Genomic DNA, 15512 nt, shown 5'->3' on the forward strand with positions numbered 1-15512 from the left:
CAGCGTCCGGTCCGGACGGCGCCCCCGCTGTCGTAGGGCCGCTCAGGCGTATGTCTCGATGTCCTTGATCATGGCGAAACCGAGGCCGTACGCGCTCATGCCCCTCCCGTACGCCCCCACGTGCACCCCTTGCGAGGTCGAGCCGGCCAGCACCCAGCCGAACTCCGACTCGCGGTAGTGGAAGGACGTCGGGACGCCGTCGACCGGCAGGGACAGCGTCGACCAGTCCGGTCCCGTGAGGTCGTCGGCGAGGACCCACGCCGTCTCGGTCTGCTGGTCCAGCCAGTCGTCGCGCAGGCTGTGGTCCATCTGGCCCGGCCAGGTGAAGGTCAGCAGGCCCACCCCCGCGAGCCAGGCCGCCGAGGACACCGAGGTGGCCTCCAGCAGGCCCGTGCCGTCCGGGCTGCGCCGTACGGGGTTCGCGGCGACGGTCACCACGACCGCGAACTTCCCTCGGTCCTGACCGGCCGTCTCGTGCCGGACGGAGGGTTCGTCACCGTGCCCGATGGAACCGTGCTCGACGGCCCCCTCGGCCGCCGCCCCCACCTGCATCAGCCAGCGCGGCCCCGTGAAGGCCTCGTCGAGGCCGTACCAGGGGAACGGCGCCTCCAGGTAGCCGTCGACCGTACGCCGGGCGGAGGGGACCTGTTGTCCGCCCTCCGCGGCCGGCGTCTGCTCGACTGCCCGACTCGTCGTCTCCATGTGCCCGGACGCCTCCTCGTTCTCGACGGAACGACCGGCCCGCCCCCCTTCGGGCGTACTCGTCCGCTCCGCACAACAACCAGGCAGCATAGCCACCCCGCTCCGGGCCGCCGGGAAGCCGCCCGGCGCGTGCGGCGTGCGCCCCCTCACATCGGGGGGCGCGAGTGGCTCAGGTGGCGTCCGCGTCGTAGGGCGGACGCTCGTCCTTGGCGGACTCCTCGGGCTTCTTGGTCATGTCGATACGACCGTCTCCCGAGGACGCCGCCGAACCCGACGAGATCGCCGAGGCGGACGAACCCGAGGTGGAGGAGTCCGTGTCACGGCTGTGGACCGCGTCCGTGACCTCGGCCATCTCCTTCTTCAGGTCGAAGCCGTTGCGGATCTCCTTAAGCCCCAGCTCGTCGTTGTCCATCTGCTTGCGGATGAACGTCTTGGGGTTGAGGTCCTCGAACTCGAAGTCCTTGAACTCCGGGCCCAGTTCGCTGCGGATGTCCGCCTTCGCGCTCTCCGAGAACTCACGGATCTTCCGGACGGTGCGCATCACGTCCTGGATGACCTTCGGGAGCTTGTCCGGACCGAAGACGAGCACGGCCAGGACGACGATCGTCACCAGCTCGAGCGGTCCTATGTCATTGAACACCTGAAGCTCCTTGCGATGTCCGCGGCCCTCGGCCCTCGGCCCTCAGTGGTCAAGTTCGGGTCTTCCGTGGTCCGGGCCGGGTCCACGGTACCTGTCGCACCTGTCCGACCGGTACCGTCCGGGGGCGTCCGCGTAGGCGTACCCGGCCGGTTTTCCGCGTTGTTTGCCTTGTGGGACCGGGTTTCGGGGTCTGACCTGTGACGTTTCTGTCAATCCCTGGGAAAGGGCGCCTGGCCGGGGGAAAGGGCCCGGCCAGGGGTGCGGGCCGCGTCAGCCGCCGCCGGACGAGCCGAGGACCAGCGTGAGGGTGCGCTCCCGGCCGTCCCGCTCGATCGTCAGCGCCAGCCGGTCGCCGGGACGGTGGGCGCGGGTCTTGACGATCAGCTCCTCGCCGGAGTGGACGCGCCGGCCGTCGATCTCCGTGATGACGTCCCCCGCCCGCACGCCGGCCCGGTCGGCGGGTCCGCCCGCGGTGACCGGGGAACCCGCGGCTCCGTCCGCGGTACCGACCCGGGCGCCGTCACCCGCGTAGTCCATGTCGAGCGTGACACCGATGACCGGGTGGGTCGCCCTGCCGGTGTTGATCAGCTCCTCGGCGACGCGCTTGCCCTGGTTGACCGGGATGGCGAAACCCAGGCCGATCGAACCGGCTTGGGCGCTGCCGGAGTCGGTGCCGTCGTCCGCGGAACGGATGGCGGAGTTGATGCCGATGACATGGCCCTGCGCGTCGAGGAGGGGCCCGCCGGAGTTACCCGGGTTGATCGGCGCGTCGGTCTGGAGGGCGTCGACGTACGACACGTCGCTCCCGTCCCCGCTCTCGCCGCCGGCGGTGATGGGCCGTTCCTTGGCGCTGATGATGCCGGAGGTGACGGTGCCCTCGAGATCGAAGGGGGCCCCGATGGCGACCACCGGGTCGCCGACCCGGACGTTGTCGGAGTTGCCGAGGTAGAGGGGCTTCAGCCCCTTCACCCCCGTCACCCTCACCACGGCGAGGTCGTAGCCGCTGTCCCGGCCGACGACCTCGGCCTCGGCGGTCTGGCCCCCGTTGAAGACGACCGTTATCACGCCGTCGCCCCCGGCGGGCTCGACGACGTGGTTGTTGGTGAGGATGTAGCCGAGCGAGTCGAGCACGAAGCCGGTGCCGGTGCCGGCCTCCTCGCTGCCGCTGACATGCAGCGTGACGACGCCGGGCAGAGCGCGCGCGGCGATCCCTGCCACGCTGTCCGCGGGCCGCCCGGTGGGCTCCGCGGCGGCCTGCGGCAGCTCTACGGGGTCGAGCCCGCCGTTGCGCTCCAGATGGACGCCCACGGCTCCGCCGAGCCCGCCGGAGACCAGCGCGACGGCCAGCGCTCCCCCGACCAGCCTCCTGCGTACCTGCCTGCGCCGCTGGACCTCGGTGAGCACGCCCGCACCCGTGTACTGGAGGGGGCCGCCGACAATCGCGCCGTGGCGCGGCCCTCCGGGACCTGCGGCTCCGGCGACGGGGGTGGCGGACCAGGGGTCGTAGCGGTGCCAGGGGTCGGCGGGGAGCGCGGGGGCGGCATCCGCCGCAGCTACGGCGGCCTGCGCACCGACCGAACCGACGACAGGCCCGGCGGACGCGGCGAGCGCGGTGGACGCGCCGGGCACGGCGGACGGGGCTGGCGCGGTAGACGGGGTGGACGGGGCTGGCGCGGTGGACGCGGCGGACGGGGCTGGCGCGGTGGACACGGGTACGGCGGGCGCGGTGGACACGGGTACGGCGGGCGCGGGCGCAGCGTGCGCGGCGGACGAGACAGACGAGGCGGGCTGGGCGGACGCTGCGGCCGTTCCGGGGCGCCCCACCGTCGTCGGCACCGTGCCGTATGCGGCGGGGGCGGGCGCTGCGGTCGTTCCGGGGTCGTCGAACTCCACCGTCGCCGGCACCGTGCCGACGGGCGCGGGTGGGGCCGGCACAGCGCCGTGCGCGGCGGGGGCGGGGGCGGGCGCGGGTGTCGCCGCCGGGTGCTGGACCGGCGGTGCGGGCGCCCAGGGGCCCGGTTCGCCGTATGGCGGGGTGCTGTAGGGGTCGGGGTCGTGCAGGGGCTTGGGCCGCTCGTCGGCAACCGGCGGCGGCTCTGCGGCGGCCACCTCGGCGGAGAGGACCGCGTCGGCCGTGCCGACCGGACCCTCCGAACCGGGCTCCGCCGAAGCCACCGGGGGCGCCGAAGCCGCCGGGGCCGCCGGGACATCCGGGGCCGCCGAAGCCACCGGGGCCCCCGGGGCTGCCGAGGTCTCCGGGGCCACCCGGACATCCGGGACCGCAGAAGCCACCGGGGCCACCGGGGCTACCGGGAACGCCGGGAACGCCGGGGCTGCCAGGACCGCAGAGGCCTCCGGAGCCTCTTGGACCGCATGGGCCGCCGACGGGGCGGGGAGGGTCAAGGGAGCTGTTTCTCCGGCGGGGCGGCTCAGTTCGTAGTCGCCGTCGTCGAGGGTGGGTGTCGGCCGTGCGGGTCGGGCCAGTTCGAAGTCGCCCTCGTCCTCGGTCCTGGTCGACGGCTCCCGGCCGGTGGTCTCCTCGGGAGCCGGCTCCGCCGTCGCGGCGTCGACCGGGTCCTCGGGGCTCTGTCGCCCCGGGGACGCCTGCGGTCGCGGCCTGCTCCACCACTTCGCCCTCGTGGGCTTCCCGTCGTCCATGCTCTCCCCCACTCGAGCCCGCTCCCTCCGGGGCCGCGGCGCCGACCGGCGGCACGCTCGGGCACCGGTCCGGCGGACTCCGCCTTCGCGCCCCCCCCTTGCCTGGCAGGGCGCGGCCCTCCCCGGATCCTCCCTGGATTCAACCAGGTTCGTGGCGGAGCGGCGCAGGGCCCGGGTCAGCGGGTGTTCTGAGAGGAAGGCGAGGTGGTGGTGGCGGGGACGGGTGCCGCGAGCAGACCGGGCTCGGTGGCCTCCGGAGCGGTGGTCAGCGTGGTCAGGGTGATCGGCGCGGTGGTGCCGAGCGGTCGTATCAGCGGGGACATCACCGCGGCGCCGGCCACCATGGGCGAGGTGAGCCGGTGCAGGGCCTGTTCGCGGCCGGCCGGGGAGGGCACGCCGGGCAGCAGCGGTGCGGACACCTCGGTCGGGGCGACCGGGGTGTCGCCGAGCTGACCGTCCTGGGAGAGCAACGGGCCGACGGCACGGCGGCGCTGGTTCTCCGGTGACGTCGCCGAGCCCGTGCCCGGGGTGCGGGCCGGTGTCACGTTGCTCCCGGAGCCCGAGCCCCCGCGGCCGTCCGCGGTGGTGTCGATCGGAGCGACGGTGGTCATGCCGCCCAGCGCGATCGCGGCCAGCGACACCGCGCCGGCGGCGACGAACGCGAACCGCATACCGCGCGAACGTTCGGCGTCATGGCGGTCGCCACGGCCGACGGGGTGGATACGGAAACCCCGGTCCGAGGCCGCTGACAGGACGGACCCGTGGCCGTGGGCGGGCACGTAGCCGAACTCGAACGGCTCGTCCCGTCCTGTTCCGCTCACTCCGAAGACTCCGCCGGCGAACCCGCCCCTGCCGAGCGGCATACCGCCGCCGTCCGGGTCGCCTCCGCCCGGAAGCCCCTGAAGGCGGGCCAGGAAACTTTCGGAAGGGGCCGGCGGGGCGACTTCCGCGAAGACGTTCTTCAGCCGGCGCTGCGCGTCGACCTCCGTCTTGCACCTGGGACAGGTCGCCACGTGCGCCAGCACGCGCTCGCGGGTGTCGTGACCGAGTTCGCCGTCCACCAGGGCGGAGAGCCGGTCTCCGAGGTGCTGCTCCGCGAGCATCCTCTCGGTTGCGTCGTGTCGGGATCCACTCACGCGGTCGCGCCCCTTCCTCCTCCCAGAGCGGGAACGCGGGGCACGAAGGAGCGACGCTCGGCACGTGCCTCGGGTGAACGGTGGGCGAGGGCCTTGCGCAGCTGAGAGCGGCCGCGGTGGATGCGCGAGCGGACCGTGCCCAGCTTGACGCCCAGGGTCGCGGCGATCTCCTCGTAGGACAGGCCTTCGATGTCGCAGAGGACGACGGCGGCGCGGAACTCCGGCGCGAGGGTGTCGAGGGCCTGCTGGACGTCCGCGTCGAAGTGGGCGTCGTTGAAGGCCTGCTGGGGGGTGGGCTCCTTGCTGGGCAGCCGCTCGGACGCGTCGTCGCCCAGCGCGTCGAAGCGGATGCGCTGCTTGCGGCGGACCATGTCCAGGAAGAGGTTGGTGGTGATGCGGTGCAGCCAGCCCTCGAAGGTGCCCGGGGTGTACGTCGACAGGGAGCGGAAGACGCGGACGAAGACCTCCTGGGTGAGGTCCTCGGCGTCGTGCTGGTTGCCGGTCAGACGGTAGGCGAGCCGGTAGACCCGGCCGCTGTGCATACTGACGATCTCCTCCCACGTGGGCGGAGTCCACGCCTGCCCGTCCGCGTCGGTGGAGAAGGTCGCGGTCTGGGCGGGGCCGGCGGCGGTGCCGGCGGCCTGGCTGTGGTCAGCAGCGGTGTCGTTCACGGATTTCGGCCTGCCCGCCGACCCGAGAAAGCGCCGCAGCGCTCCTCCCCGATCCACAGGCGCGGCCGCACCTCCCCTGTCGGCTCTGGTGGTGATGTCCAGCGGAGCCCCTACCATAGCCACCTCGCCCGTTAGCTCCGGATAAGCGGTTTTACGAGAAATTGATCTGTGCTGACACGGCTCATACGGCTGCGTCAGCACTTGCTCGACACCCGGTCCCTCGTCGTGATCCAACCGTGTCCCCCCGCTGTCGTTCCCACCCCTTCAAACGCGCGGTCCCATCTGCGGGTTCCCGACGGCAACGGATACAGTCACGCCCAGGCAACCACGGGGACAGGAGAGGGTCATTACCGGCAACCGGCAGGCAAGCTGGGCGTTCGCCGACGCCTACGCCGCCGAGGACGAAGCGCTGCACTGGGCCCGTGACCGGGCACGTGAGGCAGGGCTGCGCTCGGTGTCGCCCAGCACGGGCGCCGCGCTGCGGATGCTCGCCGCCACCGTGGACGCGAAGGCGGTCGCGGAGATCGGTACCGGCACCGGCGTCTCCGGGATCCACCTGCTGTACGGGATGCGCCCGGACGGCGTCCTGACGACCGTCGACCCCGAGCCGGAGCACCAGCAGTTCGCCCGCCAGGCCTTCCGTGCCTGCGGCTTCGCCAGCAACCGGGCCCGGTTCATCCCCGGCCGCGCGCTCGACGTCCTGCCCCGCCTCGCGGACGCCGGCTACGACCTGGTCTTCTGCGACGGCGACCGTCTGGAACTTCTCGAGTACCTCGCTGAATCGTTGCGCCTGCTGCGCCCTGGCGGCCTCGTCGTGTTCGAGGGCGTCTTCGCCAACGGCCGCACGGTCGATTCCGGACCGCAGCCCACAGAGGTCATAAGGATCCGGGAGCTGCTGCGGGCGGTGCGCGAGAGCCAGGAGCTGGTGCCGTCGCTGCTGCCGGTGGGCGACGGACTGCTGTGCGCGGTCAAGCGCTGAGCCCAGGGGTGCACGGCTCACGCGCGGCCGACCCGTGGGCGGCCCTTGGGCCTTTCGGGCCACGCGGCCGCGGCGGACCGCGGGAAAGCTGAGAAAACAACCGCTCCGGCACCCTGGAGGATGCCGGAGCGGTCGAAAGAGTAGGGTCGCTCGCGCGTCAGCCGACGACCTTCTTGAGGGCGTCGCCGAGCGCGTCGGCCTCATCGGGGGTCAGCTCGACGACGAGTCGACCGCCGCCTTCGAGCGGAACGCGCATGACGATGCCCCGCCCCTCCTTGGTCACCTCGAGCGGGCCATCACCCGTTCGCGGCTTCATGGCCGCCATGCTCGTTCCCCTTCCTGAAACCAGCTCATCGCCAAAGCCGACGGCCCATGGAGGGCAGCCGCGGTCCAGCGTGGGACACACGACACCGGCATCGAACACATTGCTTCCAGGCCATTATCCCGCATCTCAGGACCCGATGACCAACATCAGTCGGCATCGCTTGGGCAACGCGCGCGAGCAAAACCACTCAATTCGGCGATGTGACTGCGATACTGCACCGCCGCACGGACTTCCGCGGACCGGAAACCCTCCCGAATTCTTTGACGCAGGTCACATGTCGGGTCCGGTCCTCGGACGGTGATCTCCGCCATGCTGTCCTCGTACACCGGACGTACTGACCAGTAGTACGCCGGAGCCGCGACACGGAGGGGAAACGCCATGGCCGACACCGTGCTCTACGAGGTGAGCGACGGGCTCGCGACAATCACGCTGAACCGCCCCGAGGCGATGAACGCGCTGAACATCGCGACCAAGGTCGCCCTCCGCGACGCGGTCCAGTCCGCGGCTGCAGACGACGCCGTGCGGGCCGTACTGCTGACCGCCGCAGGCGAGCGTGCGTTCTGTGTGGGACAGGACCTCAAGGAGCACATCGGGCTGCTGGCCGAAGGCTCGAAGCAGGTCATGAGCACGGTCGCGGAGCACTACAACCCCATCGTCCGGGCGCTGACCGAGGCGCCGAAGCCGGTGGTCGCCGCCGTGAACGGGGTCGCCGCCGGCGCCGGCTTCGGTTTCGCGCTGGCCGCGGACTACCGCGTCGTGGCCGACACCGCGTCCTTCAACACCTCGTTCGCCGGGGTCGCGCTCACCGCCGACTCCGGTGTCTCGTGGACCCTGCCCCGGGTGATCGGTCCGGGCCGGGCCGCCGACCTGCTGCTCTTCCCGCGCAGCATCACGGCCAAGGAGGCGCACGAGCTGGGCATCGCCAACCGGATCGTGCCGGCGGCCTCACTGCGCACCGCGGCCGAGGAGCTGGCGCGGATGCTGGCCAAGGGGCCGACGGTGGCGTACGCGGCGATCAAGGAAGCGATGGCGTACGGGTCCTCCCACTCGCTGGCCGAGACGCTGAACAGGGAGGACGAGCTGCAGACGCGGGCCGGGGCCTCCGAGGACCACACGATCGCGGTGCGGGCCTTCGTCAACAAGGAGGAGCCGAGGTATCTCGGCAAGTGACCGCCGGTCGAGGCTGGGGGCCGTCGCCCCCCGGCCCCGGCCTCGCCCCTCCGCGGGCCTCGTCCTCAGGCGTGGCCGGACGGGCCGAGACGGCTCACGCAGGCTTCCAGGTGGTCGTCCACCAGGCCGCACGCCTGCATCAGCGCGTACGCCGTCGTCGGGCCCACGAAGCGCAGGCCCCGCTTCTTCAGGGCCTTCGACAGGGCCGTCGACTCCTCCGTCACCGCCGGCACGTCGGCCAGGGTCTTCGGGACCGGCCGGCCGGCCGGGTCGGGAGCGTGCGACCAGATCAGCTCGTCCAGGTCACCGGGCGCCCAGCCGGCCAGCACGCGCGCGTTGGCGAGGGTGGCGTCGACCTTCGCGCGGTTGCGGATGATGCCCGGGTCGGCGAGCAGGCGGGTGCGGTCCTCGTCGGTGAAGACGGCGACCGAGGCGATCTTGAAGTCGGCGAAGGCGGTACGGAACCCGGGGCGGCGGCGCAGGATCGTGATCCAGGACAGGCCGGACTGGAAGGCCTCCAGGCTGAGGCGTTCGAACAGCGCGTCGTCGCCGTGGACCGGACGCCCCCACTCCTCGTCGTGGTAGGTCACGTAGTCCGGTGTGGACAGGGCCCAGGGGCAGCGCGGCGCGCCGTCCGCGCCGGCGAGGGCACTCCCGTCGGTCACTGCTGGTCCTCAGGGGCCGGCTTCTCCATGGAGACCTGGCCGCCGCCGACCGGGGTCCTGGCGCCGGCCAGGGCGGACTCCAGGTCGGCGATGCGGGCGTCGCGCTCGGCGAGTTCGGCGGCGACGCGGTTGAGGGCGTCGTCCACGTCGGCCATGCGGTAGCCGCGGACGGCCAGCGGGAAGCGGAGGTGGTCGATGTCGGAGCGGTCGACCGGGCGGTCCGGGGGCAGCGGGTCGTGCAGCCGCTCGGGGGCGACCTCCGGCAGCGGGCCGGTGCCCTCGCCGCCGCCCACCACGGCGAGTGTCACCGCGGCGACCACGACGGCGAGCGCGATGACCAGGAACAAGAACATAACCATCGGTGGGTCCCCACGCTCGGTGTGCTCGGAGTGGATGTGCTTGGGTCCGATCGTGCCATGCGGGTCCGACGGTTAGGGTCGCAGGCGGTGGATGTGCAGGACGTACTAGGAGAGGTCACAGGGCATGCTCAGGCTGGGCAGGCGTGAATTCGGCGCGCACGAGCCGGTGATCATGGCGATCGTGAACCGGACCCCCGACTCCTTCTACGACCAGGGGGCGACCTTCCGCGACGAGCCGGCCCTCGCACGCGTGGAGCAGGCGGTGGCGGAGGGGGCGGCGATCATCGACATCGGCGGCGTCAAGGCCGGGCCCGGAGAAGAGGTCACCGCGCGTGAGGAGGCCCGGCGGACCGTCGGTTTCGTGGCCGAGGTGCGGCGCCGCTTCCCGGACGTGATCATCAGCGTGGACACCTGGCGGGCCGAGGTCGGCGAGGCGGTCTGCGAGGCGGGTGCCGATCTGCTCAACGACGCCTGGGGCGGCGTAGATCCGCGGCTGGCGGAGGTCGCTGCGCGGTACGGCGCCGGGCTGGTGTGCACGCACGCGGGGGGCACCGAGCCGCGGACCCGTCCGCACCGGGTGACGTACGACGACGTCATGGCCGACATCCTGCGGGTGACCGTGGGGCTGGCGGAGCGGGCGGCGGAACTGGGCGTGCCGAGGGAGTCGATCATGATCGATCCGGGGCACGACTTCGGGAAGAACACCCGGCACAGCCTGGAGGCGACCCGGCGGCTCGGGGAGATGGTGGAGACGGGGTGGCCGGTGCTGGTGTCCCTGTCCAACAAGGACTTCGTGGGGGAGACGCTGGACCGGCCGGTGAAGGAGCGGGTCGTCGGGACCCTGGCGACCACCGCCGTGTCGGCGTGGCTGGGGGCGCAGGTGTACCGGGTGCACGAGGTGGCGGAGACCCGGCAGGTGGTGGACATGGTCGCCGCCATCGCCGGGCATCGGGCGCCGGCGGTGGCGCGGCGGGGGCTCGCGTAGTCTTCCTCGCCCCCGCCGCCCCTTCCCGTCCCGGCCCTGGGGGCTGCCGCCCCCCGCTTTCGGCCCGAAGGGCCTCGTCCTCAAACGCCGGACCGGCTAGAACGTCAGCGCCCCGCCTCCTTCGACACCAGGGCGACCGCCTCCTCCACGTCGTCCGTGACGTGGAAGAGGAGGAGGTCCTTCTCGGCGGCCTTGCCCTGGGCGATCAGGGTGTTGCGCAGCCAGTCGATCAGGCCGCCCCAGTACTCGGTGCCGAAGAGGACGATCGGGAAGCGGGTGACCTTCTGGGTCTGGACGAGGGTGAGGGCCTCGAAGAGTTCGTCCAGGGTGCCCAGGCCGCCGGGCAGGACCACGAAGCCCTGCGCGTATTTCACGAACATCATCTTCCGTACGAAGAAGTAGCGGAAGTTCAGGCCGATGTCGACGTACGGGTTGAGGCCCTGCTCGAAGGGGAGCTCGATGCCCAGGCCCACCGAGACGCCACCCGCTTCGGACGCGCCCTTGTTGGCCGCCTCCATCGCGCCCGGGCCGCCGCCCGTGATCACGGCCCACCCGGCGTCGACGAGGGCGCCTCCGAGCCGTACGCCGGCCTCGTACTCCGGGGAGCCCGCGGGCGTGCGGGCGGAACCGAACACGCTGATCGCCGCGGGGAGTTCGGCGAGGGTGCCGAAGCCCTCGATGAACTCCGACTGGATCCGCAGGACCCGCCAGGGGTCCGTGTGGACCCAGTCGGAGGGGGCCCGTTCGTCCAGCAGCCGCTGGTCCGTGGTGCTCGACTGCACCTGGTCCCGCCTGCGGAGGACCGGTCCCAGGCGCTGTTCGTCCGGTGGCTGCTTCTTGCCCTCGGGGTTCCCTGTGGCCATGGTGAGCTCCCTCCGCGATTGGGGCCTCCCCGGCTCGGGCGAACCCGAGAGCCGGGAAGTTCGTTCCACCTCAGCGTAGATCTACGCGGGTTACGGACGGGGGACGTCGGCGTGTCTGCCGAGAAGCGCCCCCGGGCCGAACGTCCTCTCAGGCGGTCAGCCAGGCCCTCAGCCGCTCCTCGCCCGCCAGGATCTTGGCCGTCTCCACGCGTTCGTCCCGCTTGTGCGCCAAGTGCGGGTTGCCGGGGCCGTAGTTGACCGCGGGGACGCCAAGCGAGGAGAAGCGACTCACGTCCGTCCAGCCGTACTTGGGCATCGGGGTGCCGCCGACCGCCTTGATGAAGGCCGCCGCGGCCGGGTGGGACAGGCCGGGGAGGGCGGCCGGGCTGTGGTCGTCGACCACGAACTCCGCCACCCCGCAGTCGGCGAAGACCTCGCGGACGTGGGCGACGGCCTCCGCCTCGCTCCGGTCCGGCGCGTAGCGGAAGTTGACGGTGACGACGCACTCGTCGGGGATGACGTTGCCGGCCACCCCGCCCGTGATGCCGACCGCGTTGAGCCCCTCGCGGTACTCCAGGCCGTCGATGACCGGGTAGCGCGGCTCGTAGGAGGCCAGGCGGGCCAGGATCGGGGCCGCCGCGTGGATGGCGTTGGAGCCCATCCAGCTGCGCGCCGAGTGGGACCGCTCGCCCGTCGTCCTCAGCAGGACCCGCAGGGTGCCCTGGCAGCCGCCCTCCACCTGGCCGTCGGAGGGCTCCAGCAGCACCGCGAAGTCGCCCGCCAGCCACTCCGGACGGTGCTCGGCCACGTGCTTGAGGCCGTTGAGGTCGGCGGCGACCTCCTCGTTGTCGTAGAAGACGAAGGTCAGGTCGCGGTTGGGGGCCGGGACCGTCGCCGCGATGCGCAGCTGGACCGCCACCCCGGACTTCATGTCGCAGGTGCCGCAGCCCCACAGGACCCCGTCCTCGTCCAGCCGCGAGGGGACGTTGCCGGCGATCGGGACCGTGTCGATGTGGCCGGCGAGGACCACGCGCTCCGCGCGGCCCAGGTTCGTCCGGGCGATCACGTTGTTGCCGTAACGGTCCACCGTCAGGTGGGGCAGCGCGCGCAGGACGGCCTCGATCGCGTCCGCGAGCGGCTTCTCGGTGCCGCTCTCCGAACGGAAGTCGACGAGCCGCGCGGTGAGTGCGGCGGCGTCCAGAGTGAGGTCAAGCGGGGTGTCGGCCATGCCGTCGACCCTAACGCGCCGGCTGAACGTCCTGGTTTTCCGCGCTCAGCGCACGGGCCTCCTCCTCCTCAGTACTCTCCAGTACCTTGTACGCGTGCCAGAGCCGTCCCCCTCCCCCAAGCGCCGCGGCCGCCTCCTCCGTTTCGGGGCGGCCTGCGTGGTCCTGTCCGCCGTCGCGGGTTATGTCGTGGTGCAGTACGTCTCCGGCGGAACGGACGATCCGGGCTGCAGAGTCGTCTCCGGCGGCGCGAACGGGGCGGCGTACGAGTTCACACCGGAGCAGGCGGTGAACGCGGCCACGATCGCCGCCGTCGGCACCGACCGGTCCATGCCCGAGCGGGCCGTGGCGATCGCGCTCGCGACCGCCCTCCAGGAGTCGGGGCTGCGCAACCTCACCCACGGCGACCGGGATTCGCTCGGTCTGTTCCAGCAGCGGCCCTCGCAGGGCTGGGGCACCGAGAAGCAGGTCACGGACCCGGCGTACGCGGCGAACATCTTCTACGAGCACCTCGCGAAGGTCCGCGACTACACCGAACTCCCGCTCACCGTCGCCGCGCAGCGCGTGCAGCGCAGCGGCTATCCGGAGGCGTACGCCAAGCACGAGCCGGACGCCACGGTGCTGGCCGCCGCGCTGACCGGGACGGCGGCGGCCACGCTGACCTGCAACGGCCGCTCGGCCGCCACGACGACGACGGCCACCGGCCCGGACGCGGTGCGGGCGGCGCTGGTCCGGGACTTCGGGCGGGACGCGCTCCAGCAGGCGGGCGGGCAGGGCGGCGCGCAGGGCGCCTCGTCCGCTCCCTCGGCGGACCCGGACGCGCCGGCCGCCGAGAGCGGTGGGCGGACCGTCACACTGCCCGTGGCCGAGGACACCACCGCCGGTGGGCGCAGTGTCGGCGAGCGCGGCTGGCAGCTGGCGCACTGGGCGGTGGCCAACGCGTCGGCGCTGCGCATCGAGCGGGTCTCGTACGCGGGCCGGGAGTGGGTCTCCGGGAACACCGACAGCCGGTGGCGCGCGACCGGCTCGACCAGCGCGGAGGCCGCCGGGTCCGCGGGGGCGGGCGGCGGTACCGGGAGCGTACGGATCGTCACCGCTCAGTAGTACGGGTCTTCACTCGGCCGGGTCACGTACGGACCGTTCGGGCGGCCGGGTGCTCAGGTTTTCGCGCCGTCACCCCCGCATCCGACGAATCCCTTGCGGACAAAGGGCTTCGGGGGTTTGCCGGACTTTCACATCGGGCGGTTTTTGCCCGTTTTTATCCGCAGGCGATAATGCGACGCATTGCCAACTCTTTACGTCGGCCGTGCGCAACCTTCGTGGGCTTCGAGCGGTAGTCACTCCGTCCGGGCCCGGACAGACAGACAGTCACAGTGCCACAGCAGTCACAGACAGTCCTTGTTCTCTCCCGTCGAAGGAGCATCATGTCCCTCCCCCTGACCCGCCGGATCGCCCGTGCCGCGCTGCTTGTCGCCGCGGGAGCGGCCGCCGGGGTCGGTGTGGCCGGCTCCGCCAGTGCGGCCCCCGCCCTTCCCGCCGCCCCGAACCTCGGAGGCCTGACCGCCCTGGACGCGGCGGGCGTCGGCAACACGGTCGACGGCGCGGCACAGCACGTCACCGGGCTCGCGGGTGCGGCCGGTGGCAAGGCCGTCAAGCAGACGGTGCCGGCCGCGGGCAAGTCTGGCGGCAAGGCCGTGAAGAAGGCGACGCCGGCGGCACGGAAGACGGCCGGCGAGGCGGCGGGCTCCGCCGGGGGCCTCCTCGGGGAGACCGCGTCGACCGCCACCAAGGGCGGACTGCCGACGGACGCGCTCACCAAGGGCGGGCTGCCCGGCGCCGAGACCCTGCCGGTGAAGAGTCTGCCGCTCGGCTGACGCCTGCGGCCCTCGAGCCGGTGACGGGGTCCAGGGTGTTCCCTGGGCCCCGTCTCGTCGTGTGCGGCCGGCCGGGCGGCGCGGGGGCCGTCCTAGCGGGCGAGCCTCGCGACCGCCGTGGCGATCCGCTCGTCCGTCGCCGTCAGGGCCACGCGTACGAAGTTCTCGCCCGCTTCGCCGTAGAAGTCGCCGGGAGCCACCAGGATGCCCAGCTCCGCCAGGTGGGCGACGGTGGTCCAGCAGGACTCCCCCCGGGTGGCCCAGAGGTAGAGGCTGGCCTCGCTGTGTTCGATGCGGAAGCCGTGGGAGAGCAGCGCCTCGCGCAGCGCGGTGCGGCGGGCCGCGTAGCGTTCGCGCTGCGCACGGACGTGGGCGTCGTCGCCGAGGGCCGCCACGGCCGCCGCCTGCGTGGTCGCCGGCGTCATCATGCCGCCGTGCTTGCGGATCTCCAGGAGCGGGGCGAGGACGGCCGGGTCGCCCGCCAGGAAGGCCGCCCGGTAGCCCGCCAGGTTCGAGCGCTTCGACAGCGAGTGGACCGAGACGATGCCCTCGTACGAGCCGCCGTTGACGTCCGGGTGCAGGACCGAGACCGGGTCGGCCTCCCAGCCCAGCTCCAGGTAGCACTCGTCGGAGAAGATCAGCACGCCGTGCTCGCGGGCCCAGGCCACGATCCGGGTCAGCTCGTCCTTGGAGAGCACCTTGCCCGTGGGGTTGGACGGCGAGTTGAGCCAGAGCAGCTTCAGCCCCTCCGGGTCCAGGTCCGTGGGGTCGTCGTAGACCTCGTACCCGGCGCGGGCGAGGCGGGCGCCGACCTCGTAGGTCGGGTAGGCCAGGCGCGGGTAGGCGACCCGGTCGCCGGGGCCGAGGCCCAGCTGGGTGGGGAGCCAGGCGACCAGTTCCTTGGAGCCGACGATCGGCAGCACGTGCCGGTGGGTCACCCCGCGGGCGCCGAGCCGCCGCTCCACCCAGCCGGTGATCGCGTCGCGCAGCTCGGGCGTGCCCCAGACCGTCGGGTAGCCGGGTGAGTCGGCCGCGTCGATCAGGGCCTTCTGGATCAGCTCGGGGACCGGGTCGACGGGGGTGCCGACGGAGAGGTCGACGATGCCGTCCGGGTGGGCCGCGGCCGTCGCCTTGTACGGCGCCAGCTTGTCCCAGGGGAAGGTGGGGAGACGGTCGGAGACTGCGGACACGGCTTCTGGCTCACTTTCTGGTACGGCAGCGGCCCTCAAGGCAAGTGGCCCTCACGGCAAACGCCTCGG

General features: G+C 72.6%; 16 protein-coding genes. 5 read left to right on the forward strand and 11 right to left on the reverse strand.

Annotation, left to right across the window (positions count from 1 at the left end):
- Window positions 1–42 precede the first annotated feature (42 nt).
- The 5 genes from ACFWBD_RS34590 to sigE all read right to left on the reverse strand — a co-directional run bounded on the left by ACFWBD_RS34590 (window position 43) and on the right by sigE (window position 5924).
- Window positions 43–702, reverse strand: a complete 660-nt coding sequence (locus ACFWBD_RS34590) for a hypothetical protein (protein ID WP_385675784.1) — start codon at window positions 700–702, stop codon at window positions 43–45.
- 169 nt (window positions 703–871) lie between these two features.
- A complete protein-coding gene (locus ACFWBD_RS34595) occupies window positions 872–1342 on the reverse strand; it encodes a sec-independent translocase (RefSeq protein WP_385675787.1) in 471 nt (156 codons plus the stop codon).
- Window positions 1343–1612: 270 nt separating this feature from the next.
- Window positions 1613–4000 (reverse strand): trypsin-like peptidase domain-containing protein, encoded by a 2388-nt coding sequence (locus ACFWBD_RS34600; protein WP_385675790.1) that lies wholly within the window; start codon window positions 3998–4000, stop codon window positions 1613–1615.
- Between the two features lie 176 nt (window positions 4001–4176).
- Entirely contained in the window at window positions 4177–5136 is a 960-nt protein-coding gene (locus tag ACFWBD_RS34605; protein WP_385675793.1) for an anti-sigma factor family protein, read from the reverse strand.
- Complete coding sequence (gene sigE / locus ACFWBD_RS34610; RefSeq protein WP_385675796.1) at window positions 5133–5924, reverse strand: RNA polymerase sigma factor SigE; 792 nt, start codon at window positions 5922–5924, stop codon at window positions 5133–5135. Before sigE ends, ACFWBD_RS34605 begins: the two co-directional genes overlap by 4 nt.
- A 163-nt stretch (window positions 5925–6087) precedes the next feature.
- Between sigE and ACFWBD_RS34615 the strand changes: the two genes are divergently transcribed.
- Window positions 6088–6786: an O-methyltransferase gene (locus ACFWBD_RS34615; protein ID WP_355710523.1), complete on the forward strand. Its 699-nt coding sequence runs from the start codon at window positions 6088–6090 to the stop codon at window positions 6784–6786.
- A 157-nt stretch (window positions 6787–6943) separates the two neighbouring features.
- On the opposite strand, the gene ACFWBD_RS34620 is transcribed toward ACFWBD_RS34615, so the two are convergent.
- Complete coding sequence (locus ACFWBD_RS34620) at window positions 6944–7111, reverse strand: DUF3117 domain-containing protein (RefSeq protein ID WP_003966491.1); 168 nt, start codon at window positions 7109–7111, stop codon at window positions 6944–6946.
- A gap of 378 nt (window positions 7112–7489) precedes the next feature.
- On the opposite strand from ACFWBD_RS34620, the gene ACFWBD_RS34625 reads away from it, so the two are divergent.
- A complete protein-coding gene (locus ACFWBD_RS34625) occupies window positions 7490–8281 on the forward strand; it encodes an enoyl-CoA hydratase/isomerase family protein (protein WP_385675798.1) in 792 nt (263 codons plus the stop codon).
- Window positions 8282–8346: 65 nt separating this feature from the next.
- Here the strand turns inward: ACFWBD_RS34625 and ACFWBD_RS34630 are convergent, their stop codons facing one another.
- Together ACFWBD_RS34630 and ACFWBD_RS34635 are read right to left on the reverse strand one after the other, a co-directional pair.
- The gene (locus tag ACFWBD_RS34630) at window positions 8347–8946 is read right to left on the reverse strand and encodes a DNA-3-methyladenine glycosylase I (protein ID WP_385675801.1); all 600 of its coding nucleotides are present in this window, start codon (window positions 8944–8946) and stop codon (window positions 8347–8349) included.
- Window positions 8943–9299 carry a DivIVA domain-containing protein gene (locus tag ACFWBD_RS34635; protein WP_385675892.1) on the reverse strand — a complete coding sequence of 119 codons (357 nt, stop codon included), beginning with the start codon at window positions 9297–9299 and terminating at the stop codon, window positions 8943–8945. The genes ACFWBD_RS34630 and ACFWBD_RS34635 overlap by 4 nt, the downstream gene beginning before the upstream one ends.
- Before the next feature lie 130 nt (window positions 9300–9429).
- Here ACFWBD_RS34635 and folP point away from each other — a divergent pair, with 130 nt between their 5' ends.
- Complete coding sequence (gene folP / locus ACFWBD_RS34640) at window positions 9430–10290, forward strand: dihydropteroate synthase (protein ID WP_385675804.1); 861 nt, start codon at window positions 9430–9432, stop codon at window positions 10288–10290.
- Window positions 10291–10394: 104 nt separating this feature from the next.
- On the opposite strand, the gene ACFWBD_RS34645 is transcribed toward folP, so the two are convergent.
- Together ACFWBD_RS34645 and dapE are read right to left on the reverse strand one after the other, a co-directional pair.
- A complete protein-coding gene (locus ACFWBD_RS34645; protein ID WP_385675807.1) occupies window positions 10395–11153 on the reverse strand; it encodes a TIGR00730 family Rossman fold protein in 759 nt (252 codons plus the stop codon).
- Window positions 11154–11301: 148 nt separating this feature from the next.
- The gene (gene dapE / locus ACFWBD_RS34650; RefSeq protein WP_385675810.1) at window positions 11302–12381 is read right to left on the reverse strand and encodes a succinyl-diaminopimelate desuccinylase; all 1080 of its coding nucleotides are present in this window, start codon (window positions 12379–12381) and stop codon (window positions 11302–11304) included.
- Between the two features lie 94 nt (window positions 12382–12475).
- On the opposite strand from dapE, the gene ACFWBD_RS34655 reads away from it, so the two are divergent.
- Together ACFWBD_RS34655 and ACFWBD_RS34660 are read left to right on the forward strand one after the other, a co-directional pair.
- Window positions 12476–13483, forward strand: a complete 1008-nt coding sequence (locus ACFWBD_RS34655) for a heavy metal transporter (RefSeq protein ID WP_385675813.1) — start codon at window positions 12476–12478, stop codon at window positions 13481–13483.
- Window positions 13484–13803: 320 nt separating this feature from the next.
- On the forward strand, window positions 13804–14253 hold the full coding sequence (locus ACFWBD_RS34660; RefSeq protein ID WP_385675816.1) for an ATP-binding protein: 450 nt from the start codon (window positions 13804–13806) through the stop codon (window positions 14251–14253).
- 92 nt (window positions 14254–14345) lie between these two features.
- Here the strand turns inward: ACFWBD_RS34660 and ACFWBD_RS34665 are convergent, their stop codons facing one another.
- Window positions 14346–15443: a bifunctional succinyldiaminopimelate transaminase/glutamate-prephenate aminotransferase gene (locus ACFWBD_RS34665; RefSeq protein WP_385675819.1), complete on the reverse strand. Its 1098-nt coding sequence runs from the start codon at window positions 15441–15443 to the stop codon at window positions 14346–14348.
- Window positions 15444–15512: the final 69 nt, after the last annotated feature.

The sequence above is a fragment of the Streptomyces sp. NPDC060002 genome (genome assembly GCF_042737245.1).
Lineage (GTDB): Bacteria > Actinomycetota > Actinomycetes > Streptomycetales > Streptomycetaceae > Streptomyces.